This window comes from Sorangium sp. So ce1153, from assembly GCF_051521595.1.
In the GTDB taxonomy this organism is placed as follows: domain Bacteria; phylum Myxococcota_A; class Polyangia; order Polyangiales; family Polyangiaceae; genus Sorangium.
Genome location: NZ_CP150361.1, coordinates 2924901 through 2944252 on the forward strand (window position 1 = coordinate 2924901; position 19352 = coordinate 2944252).

General features: G+C 73.1%; 15 protein-coding genes. 9 read left to right on the top strand and 6 right to left on the bottom strand.

Going from position 1 to position 19352, the window contains the following annotated elements:
- Positions 1–107: 107 nt before the first annotated feature.
- The 3 genes from WME85_RS10340 to WME85_RS10350 form a co-directional block, all read right to left on the bottom strand.
- A complete protein-coding gene (locus tag WME85_RS10340) occupies positions 108–1292 on the bottom strand; it encodes a cytochrome P450 (protein WP_437837429.1) in 1185 nt (394 codons plus the stop codon).
- A gap of 273 nt (positions 1293–1565) precedes the next feature.
- Entirely contained in the window at positions 1566–2021 is a 456-nt protein-coding gene (locus WME85_RS10345; protein ID WP_437837430.1) for a hypothetical protein, read from the bottom strand.
- Between the two features lie 1078 nt (positions 2022–3099).
- Positions 3100–3555, bottom strand: coding sequence for a hypothetical protein (locus WME85_RS10350; RefSeq protein WP_437837431.1), 456 nt, complete (start codon positions 3553–3555; stop codon positions 3100–3102).
- 1137 nt (positions 3556–4692) lie between these two features.
- Here WME85_RS10350 and WME85_RS10355 point away from each other — a divergent pair.
- Entirely contained in the window at positions 4693–5043 is a 351-nt protein-coding gene (locus tag WME85_RS10355; protein WP_437837432.1) for a hypothetical protein, read from the top strand.
- A gap of 756 nt (positions 5044–5799) precedes the next feature.
- Positions 5800–7080 carry a serine hydrolase domain-containing protein gene (locus WME85_RS10360; RefSeq protein WP_437837433.1) on the top strand — a complete coding sequence of 427 codons (1281 nt, stop codon included), beginning with the start codon at positions 5800–5802 and terminating at the stop codon, positions 7078–7080.
- A gap of 35 nt (positions 7081–7115) precedes the next feature.
- On the opposite strand, the gene WME85_RS10365 is transcribed toward WME85_RS10360, so the two are convergent.
- Complete coding sequence (locus WME85_RS10365) at positions 7116–8906, bottom strand: adenylate/guanylate cyclase domain-containing protein (protein ID WP_437837434.1); 1791 nt, start codon at positions 8904–8906, stop codon at positions 7116–7118.
- A 117-nt stretch (positions 8907–9023) separates the two neighbouring features.
- A complete protein-coding gene (locus WME85_RS10370) occupies positions 9024–10847 on the bottom strand; it encodes an OmpA family protein (RefSeq protein ID WP_437837435.1) in 1824 nt (607 codons plus the stop codon).
- A gap of 68 nt (positions 10848–10915) precedes the next feature.
- On the opposite strand from WME85_RS10370, the gene WME85_RS10375 reads away from it, so the two are divergent.
- On the top strand, positions 10916–13372 hold the full coding sequence (locus WME85_RS10375) for a FecR domain-containing protein (RefSeq protein WP_437837436.1): 2457 nt from the start codon (positions 10916–10918) through the stop codon (positions 13370–13372).
- Positions 13369–14913, top strand: coding sequence for a protein kinase domain-containing protein (locus tag WME85_RS10380; RefSeq protein WP_437837437.1), 1545 nt, complete (start codon positions 13369–13371; stop codon positions 14911–14913). The genes WME85_RS10375 and WME85_RS10380 overlap by 4 nt, the downstream gene beginning before the upstream one ends.
- Positions 14914–15008: 95 nt before the next feature.
- On the opposite strand, the gene WME85_RS10385 is transcribed toward WME85_RS10380, so the two are convergent.
- A complete protein-coding gene (locus WME85_RS10385; protein ID WP_437837438.1) occupies positions 15009–15620 on the bottom strand; it encodes a tRNA (pseudouridine(54)-N(1))-methyltransferase TrmY in 612 nt (203 codons plus the stop codon).
- Between WME85_RS10385 and WME85_RS10390 the strand changes: the two genes are divergently transcribed.
- The 5 genes from WME85_RS10390 to mtnC all read left to right on the top strand — a co-directional run bounded on the left by WME85_RS10390 (position 15619) and on the right by mtnC (position 19037).
- Positions 15619–15765: a hypothetical protein gene (locus WME85_RS10390; RefSeq protein ID WP_437837439.1), complete on the top strand. Its 147-nt coding sequence runs from the start codon at positions 15619–15621 to the stop codon at positions 15763–15765. The two genes, WME85_RS10385 and WME85_RS10390, sit on opposite strands and share 2 nt — an antisense overlap.
- Before the next feature lie 207 nt (positions 15766–15972).
- On the top strand, positions 15973–17049 hold the full coding sequence (locus WME85_RS10395; RefSeq protein WP_437837440.1) for a glycosyltransferase family 2 protein: 1077 nt from the start codon (positions 15973–15975) through the stop codon (positions 17047–17049).
- A gap of 106 nt (positions 17050–17155) precedes the next feature.
- Entirely contained in the window at positions 17156–17794 is a 639-nt protein-coding gene (locus WME85_RS10400; protein WP_437308965.1) for a methylthioribulose 1-phosphate dehydratase, read from the top strand.
- Positions 17791–18333, top strand: a complete 543-nt coding sequence (locus tag WME85_RS10405) for a 1,2-dihydroxy-3-keto-5-methylthiopentene dioxygenase (RefSeq protein WP_437308966.1) — start codon at positions 17791–17793, stop codon at positions 18331–18333. Before WME85_RS10400 ends, WME85_RS10405 begins: the two co-directional genes overlap by 4 nt.
- 2 nt (positions 18334–18335) lie before the next feature.
- Positions 18336–19037, top strand: a complete 702-nt coding sequence (mtnC, locus tag WME85_RS10410; RefSeq protein ID WP_437837441.1) for an acireductone synthase — start codon at positions 18336–18338, stop codon at positions 19035–19037.
- The last annotated feature ends 315 nt before the right edge of the window (positions 19038–19352 follow it).

The window sequence follows — 19352 nt, forward strand, 5'->3', positions numbered from 1 at the left end:
TTTGACGTCGCTGGCCTGGCCGTCGAGATCGGGTGACGCGCTCCGGGGAGCCTCAGCGCGGCAGTCGTCGCTGCGGGCCGCGCCTGGCCGGCGCGGCGCGGGCGCCGTCAGCCGGCGATGAACCGCAGCGGCAAGGCGACAGGTCCGCGCACGGTGAGCGTGCGGTTGTAGGCGATCTCCCCGGAGCAGCGCTCGACCCGGGCGAAGCGCGCGACGAGCGCCTCGAGCGCCGCGCGGGCCTCCATGCGGGCCAGCGCCGCGCCGATGCAGAAGTGGATGCCGTGCCCGAACTGGAGCCCTCCATGGGAGCCGCGGTGCAGGTCGAACCGGTCTGGATCGGGGTACTGCCGCTCGTCGCGGTTGGCGGAGGCCACGAGCGCGAGGACCAGCGCCCCGGCGGGCAGCGTCGCCCCCGCGAGCGAGACCTCCCGGGTGGTCAGCCGTGGGACGGACTGGCTCGGGCCGTCGTACCGGAGCACCTCCTCGAGGAAGAGCGGCACGAGGTCGGGCGCGTCGCGCAGGCGTCGCATCATGTCCGGGTGGTCGGCGAGGAAGAGGAGCGCATTGCCGAGGAGGTGGGTCGTCGTCTCCAGCCCGCCGAGCAGGAGGAGGACGAGGAAGTCGACGATCTCGGTGTCCGTCAGCGCCTGTCCGTCGAGCTCGGCGCGGACGAGGTCGCTCACGGTGTCGTCCGCGGGCGCGCGGCGCCGCGCCGCGACGACGTCCTTCAGGTACCCGGTCAGCTCCGCGATCGTGGTCCGGATGCGCCCGGCGTGGGCGGGCGGCTCGGGCCCCGGCGTGACCGAGAGGATGTCGTCGGCCCATCGCTTGAAGTGCGCGCGCAGCCCGTGGTCGAGCCCGAGCACCTCGCCGATGACGAACGCCGGCAGCGGCATCGCGAGGGCGTCGATGAAGTCGACCTCTCCCGCGAGGCCGCTCGCGAGCTCCTCGGCGACGGCCCGGACGCGCGGCGCGAGCCGGAGCACGGTGCGCGACCCGAACGCCCGGTGGATGAGCCCGCGCAGGCGTGTGTGCGCCGGCGGGTCCAAAGCGAGCATCGAGTTCGCGAGCGGGTTGTAGCCCACCCAGGGCGGCTGCCACGCCGCCTTGAAGCCGTGGGACGAGAAGAGCTCGGGGCTCTTCAGCACGAAGAGCACGTCCTCGTACCGGCTCACGGCCCACATCCCGCCGGGCTCGACCTGGCAGACCGGGGCCTCGCGCCGGAGCTCGGCGTAGTGGGGATACGGGTCCGCGCGAAACGCGGGCGCCAGCACGTCCATCCGATGATGCATCGCAGTTGCCTCCCGGGTCCCTCGGCCGGGCAGCGCCCTCGAGGGGCTGCCGAGGCGAGCGGACCGCGAGGCGTGCGAGAGCACCCCGGGGGCCAGGCGGCGATGGCCTGTGTTTCCCGGCCCGCGAGCGAGCCGGCGCGCGCGCTCGCCGGTCAGAATGACCGGGCAATCGGTCATCTTGACCGACAGGAGCCCGGGAGGCGGCGGGCCTCCCGGGCTTCGGTCTCGCGTGTCAGCGCGCCGCGCCGAGCCGCGCGGCTCGCCTCACTTGCCTCACTTGACGAACACGAGCAGCTTCTTGATACCGTTGACGTCGAAGACCTTGACGCCGACGACATCGCTCACGTCCACGTCGTTGTTGCTGAGCACGTCGCCGATCTTGATCCCGTTGGCCACGTCGACGTCCTTCAGCACGTTCTGCAGGTTGAGGATCTGAAGGTTCAAGACGAGGTTGTTCAGGGTGTTGTCCACGATGTCGATGTCGGCGTCGTTGAGGACGTCCTGGAGGTACACGACCTTGATGTGCTCGGCGTTGATGACCTCATCGTTGAGGTCCAGGGTGTCCGTGAGCTGGGCGGCGACGGCCACGAGCCCGGAGGCCACGGTGGTGTAGTCCGGAGCGTCGGCCTTGACCGGGGTCTCCCACGACGCGAGCGCGGGGGCCGAGAGGCTGAGGGCAACGAGAGCAGCGCCGACGCCGGAGAGAACGCGAGACTTGAGCGACTTCATGTTCGTTTATCCTCGAATTATGGGTGTTTCGTTCGTTTTATTTGTCTGTTCAGAGCGCAGAAAGCCGGTTTGCTGACAGCCTTTCATCGAACCATGGGACCGATCGTTTGCTCGGGCGGCTCGGGTCGTCCGACGCGCGCGTCCGTTTCGATCGATCTCGACCTGGGGTCGCCGTCCGGCGCTCTCGCGCCGGCTTCGAGCAGCTGTTTTGTACCGAGCGGGCTTCATTGAAGGAGCCCTCCCGCGCGGCGCGTCGATGCGTAGGGTCGCACGCGCCACTCCAAGGCTTATTTATGTCAGCTCCGGCGCTCTCGCGCTCCGTCGAAGACCGTCTCGTCTTCGCATTGGTGTCTATTCACGGATGATGCCAAGCGCAGAGTCGCGATCGGGGCGCCCAGGTTGCCAATAAATTCAACGCCGCTGTCGCCCGATATTGTCTGGGAGACATGGTTGCCTCACCATGGGTGTGGCATCGAGACAATAGGCCACGCGGGCTCGATGGGCTCTCGACGCGTGCGCTAAGTCATTGTCGATATGATTTATCATGATACCCTAACAGGTTCTACCGAGCCAGGCGTGGGCGCGCCGCGTCGATGCAATATCACTGGACAATGGCAGCGCGACGTCAGCGTTGAACTTCGAGGCGTTGGCGAGCTCGGCCCCGAAGCGCGGCCTCGCCGGGCACCGAAGATTCGCTGCGCAGAGCCTGTTGCGCGCGAGGAGCGGACCGCGCCGTCAGCTCCGGAGTCGCCCGGAGCTGCGGAGCGCGCGAGAGGCGAGCGCAGGGTGATGGAGGGAAGATCGCACGGGAAGAACCCGGCGCCGGTACCGCGGTCGCCGGGGGGAGGCGACGGCGTCGTGAATGGCTGATCGCGCCGAGCCGCCATGACGCGCGCGTCACGCTCTGGCCCGGCGAGATAGCCTGTGACTCACCGCGCGCGAGCGAGCCGGCGCGCGCGCTGGCTGGTCAGAAGTACCGCGTGAGCGCCATCCGGACCGAGCGAAGCCCGGGAGGCGGCGGGCCTCCCGGGCTTCGGTCTCGCGTGTCAGCGCGCCGCGCCGAGTCGCGCGGTCCGCCTCACTTGACGAACACGAGCAGCTTCTTGATGCCGTTGACGTCGAAGACCTTGACGCCGACGACATCGCTCACGTCCACGTCGTTGTTGCTGAGCACGTCGCCGATCTTGATCCCGTTGGCCACGTCGACGTCCTTCAGCACGTTCTGCAGGTTCAGGAGCTGAAGGTTCAGGATGAGGTTGTTCAGCGTGTTGTCCACGATGTCGATGTCGGCGTCGTTGAGGACATCCTGGAGGTACACGATCTTGATGTGCTCGGCGTTGATGACCTCATCATTGAGGTCCAGGGTGTCCGTGAGCTGGGCGGCGACGGCCACGAGCCCGGATGCCACGGTGGTGTAGTCCGGAGCGTCGGCCTTGACCGGGGTCTCCCACGACGCGAGCGCGGGGGCCGAGAGGCTGAGGGCAACGAGAGCAGCGCCGACGCCAGAGAGAACGCGAGACTTGAGCGACTTCATGTTCGTTATATCCTCGAATTTGGGGTGTTCAGTTCGTTTTTGTTTGCTCGTAGAGAACGCGGAACGCCGGTTTGCTGACAGTCTAATAACATCCATTGAATCGATCGGTGCTCGGGCGGCTCGGGTCGTCCGATGCGCGCGTCCGTTTCGATCGATCCCGACCTGGGGTCGTCGTCCGGCGCTCTCGCGCCGGCTTCGAACAGCTATGTTGTGCCGAGCGGGCTTCATTGAAGAAGCCGTCCCGTGCGGCGCGCCGATGCAGAGCGTCGTACGCGCCAATCCGATGATTGTCTATGTCAGCCCCGGCGCTCTCGCGCCCTGTCGGAGACCGTTTCGTCTTCGCATCGGAGCCTATTCACGGATGATGCCAAGCGACGGGGCGCGATCGGAGCGCCAGGATCGCCGAGAAATTCAGCGCCACTGTCGCCCGGTGTTATCGAGCGAGCCACACGCGCCTCACCAGGGCTGCGGCTTCGAGACAAAATAGTTCACGCGGAGTTGATAAACTCTCGACGCGTGCGCTAAGTCATTGTCGATACGATTTGTCATGATAGCATAGCGGATTTTGCCGAGCAAGCCGTGGGCGCGCTGCGTCAACGCAGCCTCACTGGACGCTGGTATTGCGACGTCGACGTCGAACTTTCGAGTCGTTGGCGAGCTCATCAGCCCTGGTCACTCGGAGCGGTCCCGCCGCGCGGCGTCGCCTGCCAGCGAAAATCGGCTGCGAAAAGGCTGCTGCGCGCGAGCCGCGGACCGGCCCGTCAGCTCTGGAGTCGCCGGGAGCAGCCGCGCGCGCGGGGCGGTGAACACAGGGCCCCAGAGAGGATCTCATTCGGGAAAAACCCGGCGTCGGTACTGCGATCATGGGGCAGGGCGTGGCGTGGTAATGGGACTGTCGCGCCGAGCCGCTTCGGTGCGCTGCGTCACGGGGACGGGTTCGGCGGCGGTGAGCCAGGAAAAAAATCGTTCATACAAGGACATCTTTATCGCCGCGCGTCATGCTGACTGCTCCATGCAGCAGTGGTGGCGCGCGTAGGCGGCCCCTTCGGTCACGGGCCCTCGACGGTTCTTCCCGATGCCCAGGCCGAGGCATGAGGGCGGGCAGCGGGCAGCGGGCAGCGGGCGGCGGGGGCGCGGGTGGCGAGCGCGCGGGTGGCGCGGGCGGCGGGCAGCGGGGCGGCGGGGGCGCGGGTGGCGAGCGCGCGGGTGGCGCGGGTGGCGGGCAGCGGGGCGGCGGGGGTGCGGGTGGCGAGCGCGCGGGTGGCGCGGGTGGCGAGCGGCGAGCGGCGAGCGGCGAGCGCCGAGTGGCCGGCGGCGCGGGCGGCGCGGGCGGCGGGTGGCCGGCGGCGAGCGGTGAGCGCCGGGTGGCCGGCGGCGAGCGGCGAGCGCCGGGCGGCGAGCGGCGAGCGCACGGGTGGCCAGCGGCTCACGACGGTGTGCTCCGCGAGCAGCCGCCGCCTCATCAGCGGCCGGGAGCGCCGCGCGTGACTGGATCGTGCTCCTCGCCCGAGGCTGGCGCGGCGGCGGTGTCTTCACAGCCAGGCACGTTGACGAGCGGCATCGTCGCGACAGGGCAGCGCCGTCGACATCGTGCTCTGACAGCGAGACGCTCGCTCGACTCACCACAGGAGGCACATGCGTTGATCGAGCGAATCAACAGGATGCAACGTCGCGCACGGCGAGACGCGAGGTCGCCGATGACCCCTCGAGGGACCGGCGCTCCCATCGAGCGGTCCTGCGCGAAGGCCTCATGATGTGATGGCCGTCAGCGCGGCGCGCGGCGCGGCGCCTCGCCGAGAGGGGACGTCCGCGGCGATCGAGCACCTCCGCTGCGGCGATCGCGCAGCGCGAGCGCACCCTGCAGCGCCACCGCCGGTGACGCCTGCGCCCGGAGAGCGCGCCTCGAAGCGAGGGCGAAACGCCCCGGTGCATTCGTCCACGGTCTTCCACGGTCGTCCAGGATGTCGAGACGAGAGGACATCTGCTTGCGCCATCCCGCAATCGATTGCGCGTTGATTCCCGTCGTGCCAACTCAACTGGACGACACGCGCCCAGCCGCTCGGCTGAAAGGCAGCGGAAATCAGGTGTTGTTGACCACGCAGATCGAAGGGAAATAGAGCAAGCCGCGCTGGCGCACATGTTGCCGATATGCACGCCAGACGCCCACGCTGAACGCGCCTCGGCTCCGCCGGGCGAGGTCCGTGGAATCGTTCATTCTTGATGAAAGCAAGGTTGGGAAGAGCCATGACCGAACAACGACGAGCGTTCAACCGCAGGCAGTTCTTGCAAGGGATGACCCAGTTCGCGGCGATGGCGGCCGCGGCGCCCGCGCTCGGCTCGGACCCCTGGAGAGGCGTCACCTGCACCACGCTCACCGCGGGGCAGCCAGAGGACGTGAGCATGAGCTCCGAACGGCTGGAGGACGTCTTCGCACGGATCCAGCGCCGGGTGAACGACGGGCTGTTCCCTGGCGCGACGGCGCTCGTCGCGCGGCACGGGGTCATCGTGGGTCACCGGGCCTTCGGCAACAAGGTCGCCGGCGTCGACGATCCGGTGATGCTCGATACGATCTTCGACCTGCAATCGATGACCAAGGTGCTCTCGACGGCCGCGTCGGCGCTCGCGCTCGCGCAGGAGGGCGTGATCCGGCTGAGCGATCCGGTCGCCCGCCACCTGCCTGAGTTCGCCGCCAACGGAAAGGGGGCCGTCACCGTCTATGACATGCTCCGTTACTCGGCCGGTTTGCCGCTGGACAACCAGTTCCTGGACATGACGGACGACGAGGCCGTCTGGCGCCTCATGGCCGAGACGCCGCTCGAGTACCCGACCGGTACGTCGGTGCTCTACAGCGATCTCACCTACCGCCTCCTCGGTCGCATGATCGAGGCTGCCGCGGGGGAAGATCTCGATACCGTCGCGGACAGCCGCATCTGGGGCCCTCTCGGCATGAACGACACGATGTTCAACCCGCCCCCGGCGCTCGTCGAGCGCGTCGCGGCCACGGGGTACTGCGAGCGGCGGGGCTACGTGGCCCGAGGCGAGGTGCAGGACGAGCAGGACTTCGCGCTGGGCGGCGTCACCGGCTGCGACGGCGTCTTCTCCACGGCGAGGGACATCGCCGTGTTCTGCCAGATGATCATGAACGGCGGCGCGTACGGCCACGCCGAGATCCTGCGGCCCGATCTGGTGCGCCAGATGAAGAAGAACAACACGCCCCAGGTGACGGCGGCGGCGACCGACACCTCGCCCATCAACAACCTCCTCTTCACCCCGAAGGGCCTCGGCTGGGAGCTCTGGACCAGGCGCTTCTCCCACGGCGGCATGCGCCTGTCGCGGCGCGCCTACGGCAAGGCGGGCGGCGCCGGCACGTTCATGTGGGTCGATCCGGATCTCGAGATCATCGGCGTCCTCTTGACCAACCACGGCCTGCCGCAGCCGTTCGACGAGCTCGGGTGGGACCGGATGCTCGGCAACGTCGGCTGCGCCGAGTTCTTCGACGGCATCATCAACGCGCTTCACGACTGAGCGCCCGCGCCGCCCGGCGCCGCGGCGCCCGCCCCTCAGCCCGGATCGAGCTCGTAGACGGCCGTCGTCGTCTTGCGCCCCGTGAGGTTGCGCTCGCCGAGCGCGCGCAGGGGGAAGGCGCCGCCGGCGAGGCCCCTCGTCGCCTCGGAGACCAGCACCTGGTTCGGCGCCGCGATCGCCTCGAGCCGCGAGGCCACGTTCACCACGTCGCCGATCACCGTGTACTCCATCCGCTTGTCGGAGCCGATGTTGCCGACGATCACCTCTCCGGAGTTCACGCCGACGCCGAGGCGGATCTCGATATCGTACCGCTCGCGCCACTCCTCGTTCGCCGTCTCGAGGAAGCGCATCATGTCCTCCGCGGCCGCGAGCGCGCGGCGCGCGTGATCCTCCTGCGGGAGCGGGGCGCCCCACACCGCCATGACGCAGTCGCCGATGAACTTGTCGACCGTGCCCCCGTGCCGGAACACGATCTCGGTGAGCATCGAGAAGAGCTCGTTCAGCAGGGCGACCATCCGCTCGGCGTCGCGCGACTCGGCGAGCGGCGTGAAGCCGACGACGTCGGCGAAGAGCACCGACACGGCCGCCCGCTTGCCGCCGAGGGCGAGCGGGTGCTCGCCCCGGACGATCGCGTCGACGACGGCCTTGTCCATGAACCGGCCGAGATCCCCGCGGAGCTTCGCCTCGCGCGCGATGTCGGCCTCGCCCTGCTCGAGGTCCTCGGCCATGCGGCGGAGCGAGGTCGTGAGCTCGCCGATCTCGTCGCGCCGGCCGCCCCGCCCGTCGCCGAGCGCGATCTCACGCCAGCGCCGGGCGCCGATGAGCCGCGCCTGCGCGACGAGGTGCAGGACGGGGCGCGTGACGTGCCGGGCGGTGAAGACCGCGAGGGCGAGCGCGAGGACCAGCGCGCCCGCGGCGACGGCGAGGCCGCGGCGCCGCATCTCGTCGAGCGCCGCGAAGGCCACCGGCTCCGGGCGCCAGATCGCGACCGCCCAGCCGAGATCGGGCAGCGTCTCGATGGCGCCGATCATCCGCTGGCCGCCCTCGTCGTGCGGGCTGAGCACGCTGAGCTTGTCGGTCCACACCGCGCCCGGGGGGAGCTTGCCCCACAGCGGCAAGCCGGAGACGTCGCTGCCCGGCGCGGCGCCCGGGACCCCGAACGCCGCGATCGCGCGGCGCTCGTGGCCGGCGATGAGCAGCCGCACCTCGCGGCCGCCGAAGCGGCGCCCGGCGATCGCCGCGAGGTCGCGCCCGAGCGCGTCGAGCCCCACCTCCGCGACGACGTAGCCGGCCGGGCCCGGCGGCGAAGGCGCGGCGGCGCCGGCCGCGCCGGCGGCGTCGCGCGGCGACCGCACGCGGGCCACGAGCAAGCCCTGGCCCGGCCCGACCACGCCGAAGCCCACGCCGTGCTCGTCGGCCAGCCTGCGCAGCGCCGGCGGCGCCGCGGGCACGTCCGCGCCGGACGACGCCTTGCGGATCACCGTGCTGATCCCCGCCTCGGGCACCTCCAGCCGCACGGCGTCGATCAGCGCGCGCGTCGCGACGAGGGCGCGCACCGACGCGACCGCGTCCTCGTCCCGGATCGCCCCGGCCGCGGCGTGGCCGAAGATCGCCGCGGCCGCGACAGCGTCGCTCTCGACGTCCCGCACGAGCTGGATCGACACCGAGGCCACCTCGGAGAGGATCGCCGCCTGCAGGCTCTCCTCGGACGTCCGCACGGCGCGCCGGTTCACGTCGGCGAGGAGCGCCACGGCGACGGCCACGGGGGCGACGGCGATCGCCGTGAACAGCGCGATCGCCTTCGTCTTGAGCGAGAGCGCCCTCACGCCGGGGCCTCCGCGCGCGCCCTCGCCGTCGTCCGACCGCCGCCGCCGCCCGGCGCGCGCGGGCGGCGGCGGCGGTCGGATGACGACGAGGGCGCGCCGGGCGCGCTGGGCGGCGCGTCACTCAAGCGGGCCGTCCTTCCAGCCGGCTGCGCCCTCGTCCGTGCGCTTGCGGATCTGGAACTCCACGCGGCGGTTCGTCGCCCGGCCGTCGCGGGTGCGGTTGTCGGCGAGGGGGCGGCGCGCGCCGAAGCCGCGCGCCTCGAGGCGGCGGGCGTCGATGCCGTGCGCGGTCAGCCAGGCGACGACGGCGAGCGCGCGGCGCTGCGAGAGGCGCAGGTTCGCCTGAGCCGAGCCCTGGTTGTCGGTGTGGCCGTCGACGGCGACCCGCGCGATCTCGGGGTGCTCCTCGAGGACCGCCGCGACCTCGGAGAGCAGCTCGAAGCTCTCCGGCTCGATCTCGGCCCGGCCCGTCGGGAACTGCACCTGCTGCAGGATGACGATCTGCGAGCCCTCGATGCGCACCGCGAACGGGCAGCCGTGCGTCGCGCGGTCCTCGCTCGGCTTGCCGCGCTCGTAGGGGCAGGCGTCCTCCACGTTCGGGATGCCGTCGCCGTCGGTGTCCGCCGGGCAGCCGTGCCGCGACGTGGGTCGCGGCGCCGCGCTCGCGGCGCCGCCCGATGGCGGCCGCGGCGCCGCGCTCGCGGCGGGCTCGTCGGCGGCGGCGGTGCTCACGCCCGGCACGTCCGGGCAGCGATCGTCGACGTCGTAGATCCCGTCCTCGTCCCGGTCCGGCGGGCAGCCGCGCCGGAACGCCGGCCGCGCGCCGGCCGCCACGGCCGGCGGGCGCGCCTCGCCGATGACCCGGGGGCACGCGTCCTCCGCGTCGGGGACCGTGTCCCCGTCGAGATCGGCGACCGGCGCGGGCGACCGCGCGGCGCCGCCGCGATGGGCGCCCGCCGCACCCGCGGGCGCCGCGGCCGCGGGCGCGGCGGCGGGCGGCGCCGGCAGCACGTCCGCGGCGAGGCCGAGCGCCGCGAAGAAGCGCGCCTTGGGCGTGCCGGGCAGCCGCCCGAACCCGGGGCCGGCGCCCGCGTCGACCGTGAGCGGGCCGAGCGACCAGCGCGCGGTGAACAGGAGCTCCGCGCCGGCGCGGCCCGGGACCTGGAGCGGCACGCCGGCGCGGCCCGGGACCTCGACCGCCGGGGTGCCGGCGGCGGCCCAGACGGAGAGCTCCGACCCGAGCTGCAGCGGGCCCTTGCGGACGCCGACCCCCGCGGCGACGAAGACCTCGCTGCCGGTGAGGCTGTCCCCCGAGTCCCGCTGGAACCGGCCCCCCGCCGAGGCGGACCACAGGAAGCCCGGGTGCTCCGCCCCGACGAGCACGCGCGGCGCGTAGCGCACGGCGCCCGCGCCGGAGAACGCCGCCTCGTCGCCGGTCGGCAGCCAGACCGAGAGCCCGAGCGCCGCCGCCGGCCGGAGCCCCTGCTGCGGCAGCAGCGCCACCCTCCCGCCCACCTGGAGGTCCCCGAGCGAGACGCCGCCGGCGGGCGCCGCGAGGCTGATGCCCCCGACAGCGCCGGACGCGCCGCCCTGATCCAGCACGAGGGGCGCGTCGAGGTCGAGCTTGACCCGGCGCACGAGCTCGATGCTCGCGAGCGCGTGGAGGATCGCCTGCCTGTCCACCCACGTTACCGCGCCGGGGGGATCCGTCCCGCGGACGCTGAGCGGTTGATGAGAATAGGAGAACAGAAGTCCGACCGCCGGCCGGAGATCGCCCGACACGACGGCAGAAGGCACAGTGGACAACCCGTCGCCCGCGGGCGCGGGAGCGAGCCTGTCGAGCGCGGTGGCCTCCTGCGCCGCGGCCGGCATGGAAAAAGCCGCGGCGAGCAGCGGGGAGGCCAGGAGGGGCGCCATGACGCGCGCCGACCAATACGCCATCGGTCTGCTCGTATCCCATTGCCTGGTCTCTTGCAACGCCGATCTCGATCCGGTAGCGTGCCGCGGGCGTGGCATCGTCAAATGGCCTGTCCGTCGCTATCGCGGTGCTCCTCGGCTGCGCCAGCCACGTTGGTTACACCGGCGCGGCGAGCGCCAGAGAGCCGACGCCCGGATATCCAGAGGCGGTCATCCAGTGGGGCGTGCAGCGCGGAGAGACCTGCGATGACATCGCAAATGTCCTCTACGGCTCGTCCAGCCATGTCGGGCTGATCCAGCGGTACAACCGCGTCGCGTGCGGCCCGGGCACGACGCTGGCCGAGGGGCTCACGCTCGTCCTCCCGGCCGAGGTGACGTCGATCCCGGACGCGAAGATCCGGTCGATGCGCCCGGACGTGCGCGCGCGCCCGGCCGGCGGCGCCTGGTCGCAGGCGACTCCGGGCATGCCCCTCCTCACGAACTCGAGCGTCAACACGCTGGACAACGGGCGAGCAGATATCGAGTTTGTGGATCGGACTCGGGTGCTCCTCGCGCCCAACACGCTCGTCGTCATCTACGGTACCGCGAGCCGAACCCGGGTGTCGAAGACGCCGCCCGCGGCCGTCGAGCTCTCGGACGGCGAGGTGAAGGCGGCGCTCGCCGCGCTGCGCGGGCAGGCGGTCGACGTCGTCACGAGCGAGGGCGGCCGGGTGAGCGCGTCGTCGCGCGACACGGTGGTGCAGCGGCGCGGGGAGCGGACGACGGTCGCCGTGTTCGACGGCAAGGCGGGGGTCAGCTCGGGCGGCCTCTCCGTCGTGGTCCCGAAGGACCACGGCACCCGGTTCGTGGGCAGGTCGCCGCCCGCGCGCCCGCGCCCGCTGCCGCCGGCGCCGGAGTGGACGGAGTGGACGTCCGCGGACGCGCCCGCGATCGCGCTGGCCCCGGCGGGGCTCGGCGTCCTGTCGGCGTCGTGGAAGCCGGCGCCGCAGGCGGCCGGCTACCGCGTCGAGGTGGCGCGCGACCCGGAGCTCAACGACCTCGTCGTCCGCGAGGAGGTGAAGCCGGACGTCGTGTCCTTCCGCGCGGAGAAGATGCCGGCCGGCGCCTACTTCCTCCGGGTCCGCGTGATCGACCGGGAGGAATACCTGGGGGTGGGCGCGGTGCGCCGGTTCCACCTCGTCGCCGCGCAGGCCGCCGGGGGCGTCGCCCCGTCGGCGCAGGAGATCACCGCGAACCCGTACGGCATCGTCGAGCTCACGCCGTCGCCGGCGCTCGAGCTGGCCATCGACGGCGGGCCGTTCGGCCCCGTCCCCGAGCGCATCGACCTGCTCCAGCGCGCCCCGCGCGAGCTCCGGCTGCGCGAGCGCGGCAGCGCCGAGGCACCGCGTCTCGTCGGCGCGGTGACGTCGCTCCCGGTCCGGTACACGAAGGTGAGCGCGGCGGTCGAGGCCTCGCGGGCGGCGGACGGCCAGGCGCTCGAGGCGCGCGTCGCGCTCGAGGGGCTCGAGGGGATCGACGTCGCGCAGCGGGTGGCGCCGCGGCTCATCGCCCACCTGCCGGGCGGGGCGCGCTCCGCCGCGCTCACCGGGGGCGAGCGCGGCGGCCCGCTGACCGCGCGGATCCCGCTGCCCCGGGAGGCGGCGCGCCCCGGGGAGCCGCTGCGCGTCCGGCTCGACGTCGCCGACGGCCGCGGGGGCGTGCTCGGCACGCGCGAGGTCGAGCTGCCGGCCGCGGCAGCGCCCACGGCGGCGCCCCTGCCGGCGGCGCCGGCCGCGCCCGTGCTGGGCGCGTACCTCCCGCTGCTGCCGTTGTCCGGGGTCTCCGACGTGCTCTGGCTCGGGCCGACGCCGCCCGCGGTGGTCGCCGTGGGCGCTGCCGCGGCGCGCTCGCGTTCGCGCTCCGGGGCCGGCTGGGTCGCCGCGGGGCAGGTGCGCGCGAGCGGCGCGGTCGGACCGGTGGGGCTCGACGTCGCGCTCCGCTCGAACCCGGCCGGCGACGGCGAGGCGGCGGGCAGCGCCGGCTGGCTCGGCGCGCGCGTGCGCGTCCTGCGCCTCGGCCGATCGGCGTTCGAGCTCGCCCCCACGCTCCGCCTGGGCGTTCCCCTGGCCGACGCGGGCCCGCCGGTCCGCGTCGAGCCCGGGGTCGCGCTCGGCGGCGCCTCGGGCCCGCTCACCTGGGTGGTCGACGCCGGCGCGCGCATCCGCGCCGCCGGGGGAGGCGACGCAGCGGGCGGCGAGGGCAGCGCGGCGGGCGGCGGCGGCAGCGCGGCGGGCGGCGGTGAGCTGGCCGCGCCGCCGGCGCAGGGCTTCCTGGTGGCGGGCGCGACGGCCGACGCGACGCCGTGGCTCCGGCTGCACAGCGCGCTGGATCTGCACCTCGTCCACCGGGACGGCGGCGCGAACGACGTGCTCGGCGGGCTGTCGGCGGGCGCGGAGGCGGGCGGCGCGCTGTTCGGGGCGCTGTCCGTGCGGGCGAGCCCGTGGCGCGAGCCGGGCGAGGGCCCGGTGATGGCGCAGATCGCGGTGGGCTTCCGCGAGGCGTCGCCGTGAGCACGGACGACGGGGCGCGCCGGCCGCCGGACGGGGGCGGGGAGGCCGATCGCACCGTGCTGGCCGACCGCACCGTGGTGAAGGCCCCGCGCCCGCCGGGGGCCGCCGGCCGTGTCGGGCCGGCCCGGCCGGCTTCGGGTCCGCCGCCGGCCGCGGAGACGCTCCCGTCGGAGGAGCCCGGCGCGGGCTCATCGCGGCGGGGGGGCGTCGGGCGGGTGCTCGGCGGCAAGTACAACCTCGTGCGGCTGCTCGGCGCGGGGGGCATGGGCGAGGTCTACGAGGCGGAGCACGTGCTCCTCGGCGTTCCGGTCGCGGTGAAGACCATGCACCCGCACATCGCGGCGCTCCCCGAGAGCCGGCGGCGGTTCCTCCGCGAGGCGCGCGCCGCGTCCCGGCTCGTGCACCGGAACGTGGTCAAGGTGCTCGACCTCGGGGGCGACGAGGACGGCGGCGAGGGGCTGATCTACCTCGTGATGGAGCTGCTCAAGGGGCAGTCGCTCGCCGCGCGGCTCCGGGGCTCGCGCGAGCTCCTCGGCCTCGCGGAGGTGGCGTCGATCTTCGCGGACATCCTCGACGGCGTGGGCGCCGCGCACGCGAGCGGCATCGTGCACCGCGACCTCAAGCCGGAGAACGTGCTGCTCGCGGAGCAGGACGGGGAGCGCGTCGCCAAGGTCGTCGATTTCGGCCTGGCGCACCTCGACGACCCGCTCGACGCCGGGCCGACGCTCACGTCGAAGGACATGGTCGCGGGCACCCCGGAGTACATGAGCCCGGAGCAGTGCCGCTCGCTCGCCGTGGGCCCGAGCTCCGATCTCTACGCGTGCGGCTGCATTCTCACGGCGATGTTGCAAGGGCGGCCGCCGTTCACCGGGCTCCCGGCGATCGAGCTCATGGCGATGCACATGTTCTCGATCCCGCCGCCGCTGGTCCGGCCGCCCGGGGCGCCGCCGGTCCCGCCGCTCCTGGAGCGGCTCCGGCTGGATCTGCTGGCCAAGCTGCCCGAGCGGCGGCCGGAGAGCGCCGCGGCGGCGCGGGCGCGGCTCGCGGAGGCGATGTCGCAGGAGGCCGAGGCGCGGCGGCTGCCGGCGCGCAAGGGGGAAGCGCCGCCCGGGGAGCGGGGCCAGCGGGCGCCGGCGTGGCCAGAGAGCGAGACCGCGGCGCGGCTCGAGTCAGCGCCGGAGCACGCCGTCGCGCTGCTCCGGATCGCGCCGGCGGGGCAGGGGCTGAGCGAGGCGTGCGAGATCGGGCTCGACGCGCAGGGGATCCACCTCACCGAGGTGCCCGACGGCGCCGCGCTGGCCGAGTCGGGGCTCGGCGTGGCCGTGATCGACGCCGGCGCGGACGTGGAGGCCGCGTGCGCGCTGCTCGAGGCGCTCGGCCGCGCGGCGCCGGGCGTGCACGCCGTCGTGTGCGCGGCCGGGCTCTCCTCGGACCGGATGAACGCCCTCGTCGCGGCCGGGGCCGCGGATGTCGCGCGCTATCCGGTCGCGCCGGACGTGCTGTCGCGCAAGATCGCGCGCGTGGTGCGCCGGGGGCGGTAGGTCCGCGTCGCTCAGGTCCAGCTGCCTCCCAACCGATGAACTCGACCTCATCCACCCTGGATTGATGAGCTACGTTCTTGCGCCGCCTGCGACATTCACGTCGCTTGCGTCTCCCGCGCGTCACGGCGATCGAGCTCGTTGCACACGATCACCACGGCGTCATCCGCGTGGACGCTGACCGGTCCGACGCCGACCGCCGTGGCCGACACGGAGGCGAGGCGCGCGCGCGTCACGTCGTCGAAGCCCAGGTGATCACCGAGGAAGAACACCGGGCCTGGCGCGTCGAACGGCACCTCGCGGACATCGGTGGCCCCCTCCTCGAGCACGTAGGGCGTCATCGGCCCGAGATCGGCGAGCACCGCCTCGATCCCGCCGTCGGCGAGCGCGATACCCGCGCGGATGGGCACGAATCCTTCACCGTCGGACGCGGTCGCGAGCGCCTTCTGCACCGTCTTCGCGAGGTGCCGCTCATCCGGACGCAGGAAGCGGACCGCCTCCCCTTCCACACGAAGCGTCCTCGGCGCGCGCGGCCCCCCGAGCAGGACGAGGTAAACGACGGTATCGCGGCGCACCCCATGGGACACGAGGAGCGCCGCGCGCACGCAGCGGAGGAGCACGTCGAGCCGACCGCTCGTCCCCGGCAGGTCGACGAGCAAAAAATCGGGCGAGGCCGTGGCCCGCTGCCCAACCACGACGAAGCGACGCATGACGCTCGCTTCTAGCACGCTCCGTCGACCGCTCGCGACGAGCTGCTTCGTGACCAAGCCCGCCGAGCTCGACAGCTTCCTCGCGGCGGTGGAGGGCATCGGGACGTTCTGGCTGGGGCTCGTCCGACGTGCTCCAGGACCCTGACACGCGCCGCCGGGGCAGCTCGGCAAGAGATCGCCCGCCGGTGTGCAGCCCGGGCCCAGCCGCCTGCTCACCCGCGATCCCGGCTCTCCCGCGCAGTGCAGTTTGCTCCGGTCGACCCCGCCATACGTCCTGGCACCTCGCTTGTATCGGCCTCCCGCGAGGCCAGGCGGCGGGTCTATCCGGCCCGCGGAGGGCCGGAGGGAGATCATGAATCCAGCAGCAAGCGCGCCGCGAGGCGGGCGTCTCACGCTGCGGCCGCTCGCCGAGCGGCCGCGGTGCAGCATCGTCATTCCCTGTTACAACGAGGAGCGCTACATCGAGGACGTCCTCCGCTGCGCCCTCCGACAGCGTTATCCGACGGATCTCCTCGAGATCTTCGTGGTCGACGGCGGCTCGCTCGACAGGACGCGGGAGATCGTCGCGCGCGTCGCGGCGGACGAGCCGCGGGTGACGCTGCTCCACAACCCCGCCCGGATCCAGGCCGCGGCGATGAACATCGGCATTCGCCGATCGCGAGGCGAGGTGATCGTCCGGATGGACGCGCACGCCGATTACGCCGACGACTACGTGGCCGCGTCGGTCGCGGCGCTCCGCAGGACCGGCGCGCTCAACGCGGGCGGCGCCGCGCGGGCGCGCCACCGGAACGGCTTCCAGCGGGCGCTCTGCGCGGCGCTCTCGAGCCCTCTCGGCGTGGGCGGCTCCGCCTACAGGGACCCGTCGCGCGAGGGGTTCGTCGAGTCCGTGTTCAACGGGGCTTTCCGGCGCGAGGCGTTCGAGATCGCCGGCCTCTACGATCCGGCCGCGATCACCAACGAGGACGCCGAGCTGAACCAGCGCATCATCGAGGCCGGCGGCGCGGTCTACCTGTCGCGGGACATCGTCGCTCACTACTACCCGCGGTCGTCCTTCGCGGCGCTCGCGCGGCAGTACCTCGCCTACGGCATGGGGCGCGCGCGCACGCTGCGCTGCCGCGGGCGGCTCCTGTCGCTCCGGCCGATGCTGCCGTTCTGCATGGTGACGGCCTTCGCGCTGCTCGCGCTCGCTTCCGCGCTCCTCCCGTCCGTGCGCCCCGCGCTCGCGCTCGCGTCGCTCGCCTATGCCGCGCTCGTCGCGGCGGAGTCGCTCCGGCTCGCGCGGCGCGGCTCGCCGCGCGATTTCCCCTTGCTCTGCGGCATCTTCCCCACGCTGCACGCCGCGCACGGCCTCGGCTTCTGGGCCGGCCTGCTCCGCGGCGCGCGGGACGGCGCCGGCCGGCGCGAGGCCGAGCGCCTGCCGGCGCCGTGAGCAGCGCGGACGGCGGCGCGGTCCGCGGGCGATCCCTGGACTCCCCGGCTCGATCCCGGGGGGCGGGCGCGTTGATCGGCCGAGGTCCCTTTGGTATCTTCGCGCGGTGAGCGCGCGCGGGACGTCGTTTTCATCGTTCTCCTCGGTCGCTACCGAGCTCATCGCGCTGGCTCGGTGGTGCCACGAGCGCGGCTGGACGCCGGCGACGAGCGGCAATTTCTCCGCCCGGCTCGGCGACGAGACGCTCGCGATCACGGCGTCCGGGCGGCCCAAGGGGGCGCTCGTCCTGTCGGACATCGTCGTCGTCAACATGGACGGCCGCCTGACGGGGCCGTCGGCGGGCCGCCCGTCGGCCGAGACGGCGCTTCACTGCCAGCTCTACCGGCGCTCCCGCGGCGTCGGCGCGGTCGCGCACACCCACTCGCGCGCCGCGACGGTGCTCTCGCGCCGGTGCGCGCAAGAGGGGTACGTGACGCTCGCGGGCTACGAGGTGGCCAAGGCGCTCTCCGGGGTGACGACGCACGACGACACGGTGCTCCTCCCCGTCTTCGTCAACACGCAGGACATCCAGAAGCTGGCCGAGGACGTCGAGGCGTTCATGTCGGCGCACCCGCCGGTGCACGGCTACCTCATTGCCGGCCACGGGCTCTACACGTGGGGGGCGGACATCGTCGACACGAGCCGCCATATCGAGGCGCTCGAGTTCATGCTCGACTGCGCGCTGCTGGAAGGGAGAATCTCATGAGCTTGCTGCGGGTCTACCGGGAGAGCGATCCGACGAAGGCCGAGGAGTACACGACGCTGGAGGACATCGCCCGCGTCGCCGCCGCGTCGCAGATCCGCTTCGAGCGCTGGTCCGCCGAGCGCCCGCTGCCCCCGGGGACGTCCCCGGAGCAGGTGCTCGAGGCGTACGCTGGCCCGGTGAAGCGGCTCTCCGAGGCGTGCGGGTTCGTCACGGCGGACGTGATCTCGGTCGGGCCGAGCACCCCGAACCACGGGGAGATCCGGCGGAAGTTCCTCGACGAGCACATCCACACCGAGGACGAGGCGCGCTTCTTCGTCGAGGGGCGGGGGCTGTTCTGCATCCACCAGGGCGAGCGCGTGCTCTCGTTCCTGGTCGAGAAGGGCGACCTCATCAGCGTTCCGGCTGGGACGCGGCACTGGTTCGACATGGGGCCGGCGCCCTCGTTCACCTGCATCCGCTGGTTCTCCGACCCGAGGGGGTGGGTCGCCGAGCACACCGGGTCGGACATCGCGTCGCGCTTCCCGCGCCTGGAGGCGTGAGCGTGGCCGCGGTCCCTGCGCGCGCGGTGCTGGTCGACGTCGAGGGGACCACGACCGACGTGCGGTTCGTCCACGAGACGCTGTTCTCCGTGGCGCGCAGGGATCTGGCCGCGCACGTGTCCGCGCACGCCGGCAGCCCCGAGGTCGAGGCGGCGCGGGGGGCGGTCGCGCGGGAGCGGGGCGTCTCCGCGGCGGCCGTGAGCGACGGGGAGCTCGCGGCGGCGCTGCTCTCGTGGATCGACGAGGATCGCAAGGAGACGTCGCTCAAGGCGCTGCAGGGGAAGATCTGGCGCAGCGCGTACGAGTCGGGCGGGCTCCGGAGCCACGTTTATCCGGACGTGGAGCCGGCGCTGAGGAGGTGGCGAGATCTGGGGATGACGCTGGCGGTGTTCAGCTCCGGATCGGTCGAGGCGCAGGAGCTCCTGTTCCGGCACTCGACGGCGGGGGATCTGACCGGGCTGTTCACGAGGTTCTTCGACACGACGACCGGGCCGAAGCGGGAGCCGGGGGCCTACGAGAAGATCGCGGAGGCGCTCGGGGTGCGGGCGGGAGAGGTGCTGTTCCTTTCGGATGTGGCGGCCGAGCTGGACGCGGCGGCGAAGGCGGGGATGCGCACGGTGCAGATCCTCAGGCCGGGGACGGCGCGGGACGCGGAGGGGCGGCACGCGGTCGCGGAGAGGTTCGACCAGGTCGCGGTGGCTTAGGGCAGGGCCCGGGCGGGGGCGACGGAGCCAGCGGTGGAGGGGGTGCGGCGCGGGGGGGCGGCGGGGCTGTCCCACAAACTCGCGCCTTTTGGTGGCTATTGCCATGGGAACGGGGGGGAGAGATCTGGGGGGGAGTCGCTGCGGTGCGGGCCGGCGCTCGGGGTTTGTGGGGGCCTGCCCCGCCGCCCCCCCGCGCCGCACCCCCTCCACCGCTGGCTCTCTCGGTTGGTACGGGGGGAGGAGGGGGACGGTGGGCGCGACGGACAGCGAGGGGCGATGAGCGTCAAGGAGAGCTATGATCGCGTGGCCGGGACG

Excerpts from the sequence above, each read along its gene's own strand:
- WME85_RS10340 (WP_437837429.1), bottom strand. The coding sequence starts at position 1,292 with ATGCATCATCGGATGGACGTGCTGGCGCCCGCGTTTCGCGCGGACCCG.
- WME85_RS10345 (WP_437837430.1), bottom strand. The coding sequence starts at position 2,021 with ATGAAGTCGCTCAAGTCTCGCGTTCTCTCCGGCGTCGGCGCTGCTCTC.
- WME85_RS10350 (WP_437837431.1), bottom strand. The coding sequence starts at position 3,555 with ATGAAGTCGCTCAAGTCTCGCGTTCTCTCTGGCGTCGGCGCTGCTCTC.
- WME85_RS10360 (WP_437837433.1), top strand. The coding sequence starts at position 5,800 with ATGACCGAACAACGACGAGCGTTCAACCGCAGGCAGTTCTTGCAAGGG.
- WME85_RS10370 (WP_437837435.1), bottom strand. The coding sequence starts at position 10,847 with ATGGCGTATTGGTCGGCGCGCGTCATGGCGCCCCTCCTGGCCTCCCCG.
- WME85_RS10390 (WP_437837439.1), top strand. The coding sequence starts at position 15,619 with ATGACGCTCGCTTCTAGCACGCTCCGTCGACCGCTCGCGACGAGCTGC.
- WME85_RS10385 (WP_437837438.1), bottom strand. The coding sequence starts at position 15,620 with ATGCGTCGCTTCGTCGTGGTTGGGCAGCGGGCCACGGCCTCGCCCGAT.
- WME85_RS10395 (WP_437837440.1), top strand. The coding sequence starts at position 15,973 with ATGAATCCAGCAGCAAGCGCGCCGCGAGGCGGGCGTCTCACGCTGCGG.
- WME85_RS10405 (WP_437308966.1), top strand. The coding sequence starts at position 17,791 with ATGAGCTTGCTGCGGGTCTACCGGGAGAGCGATCCGACGAAGGCCGAG.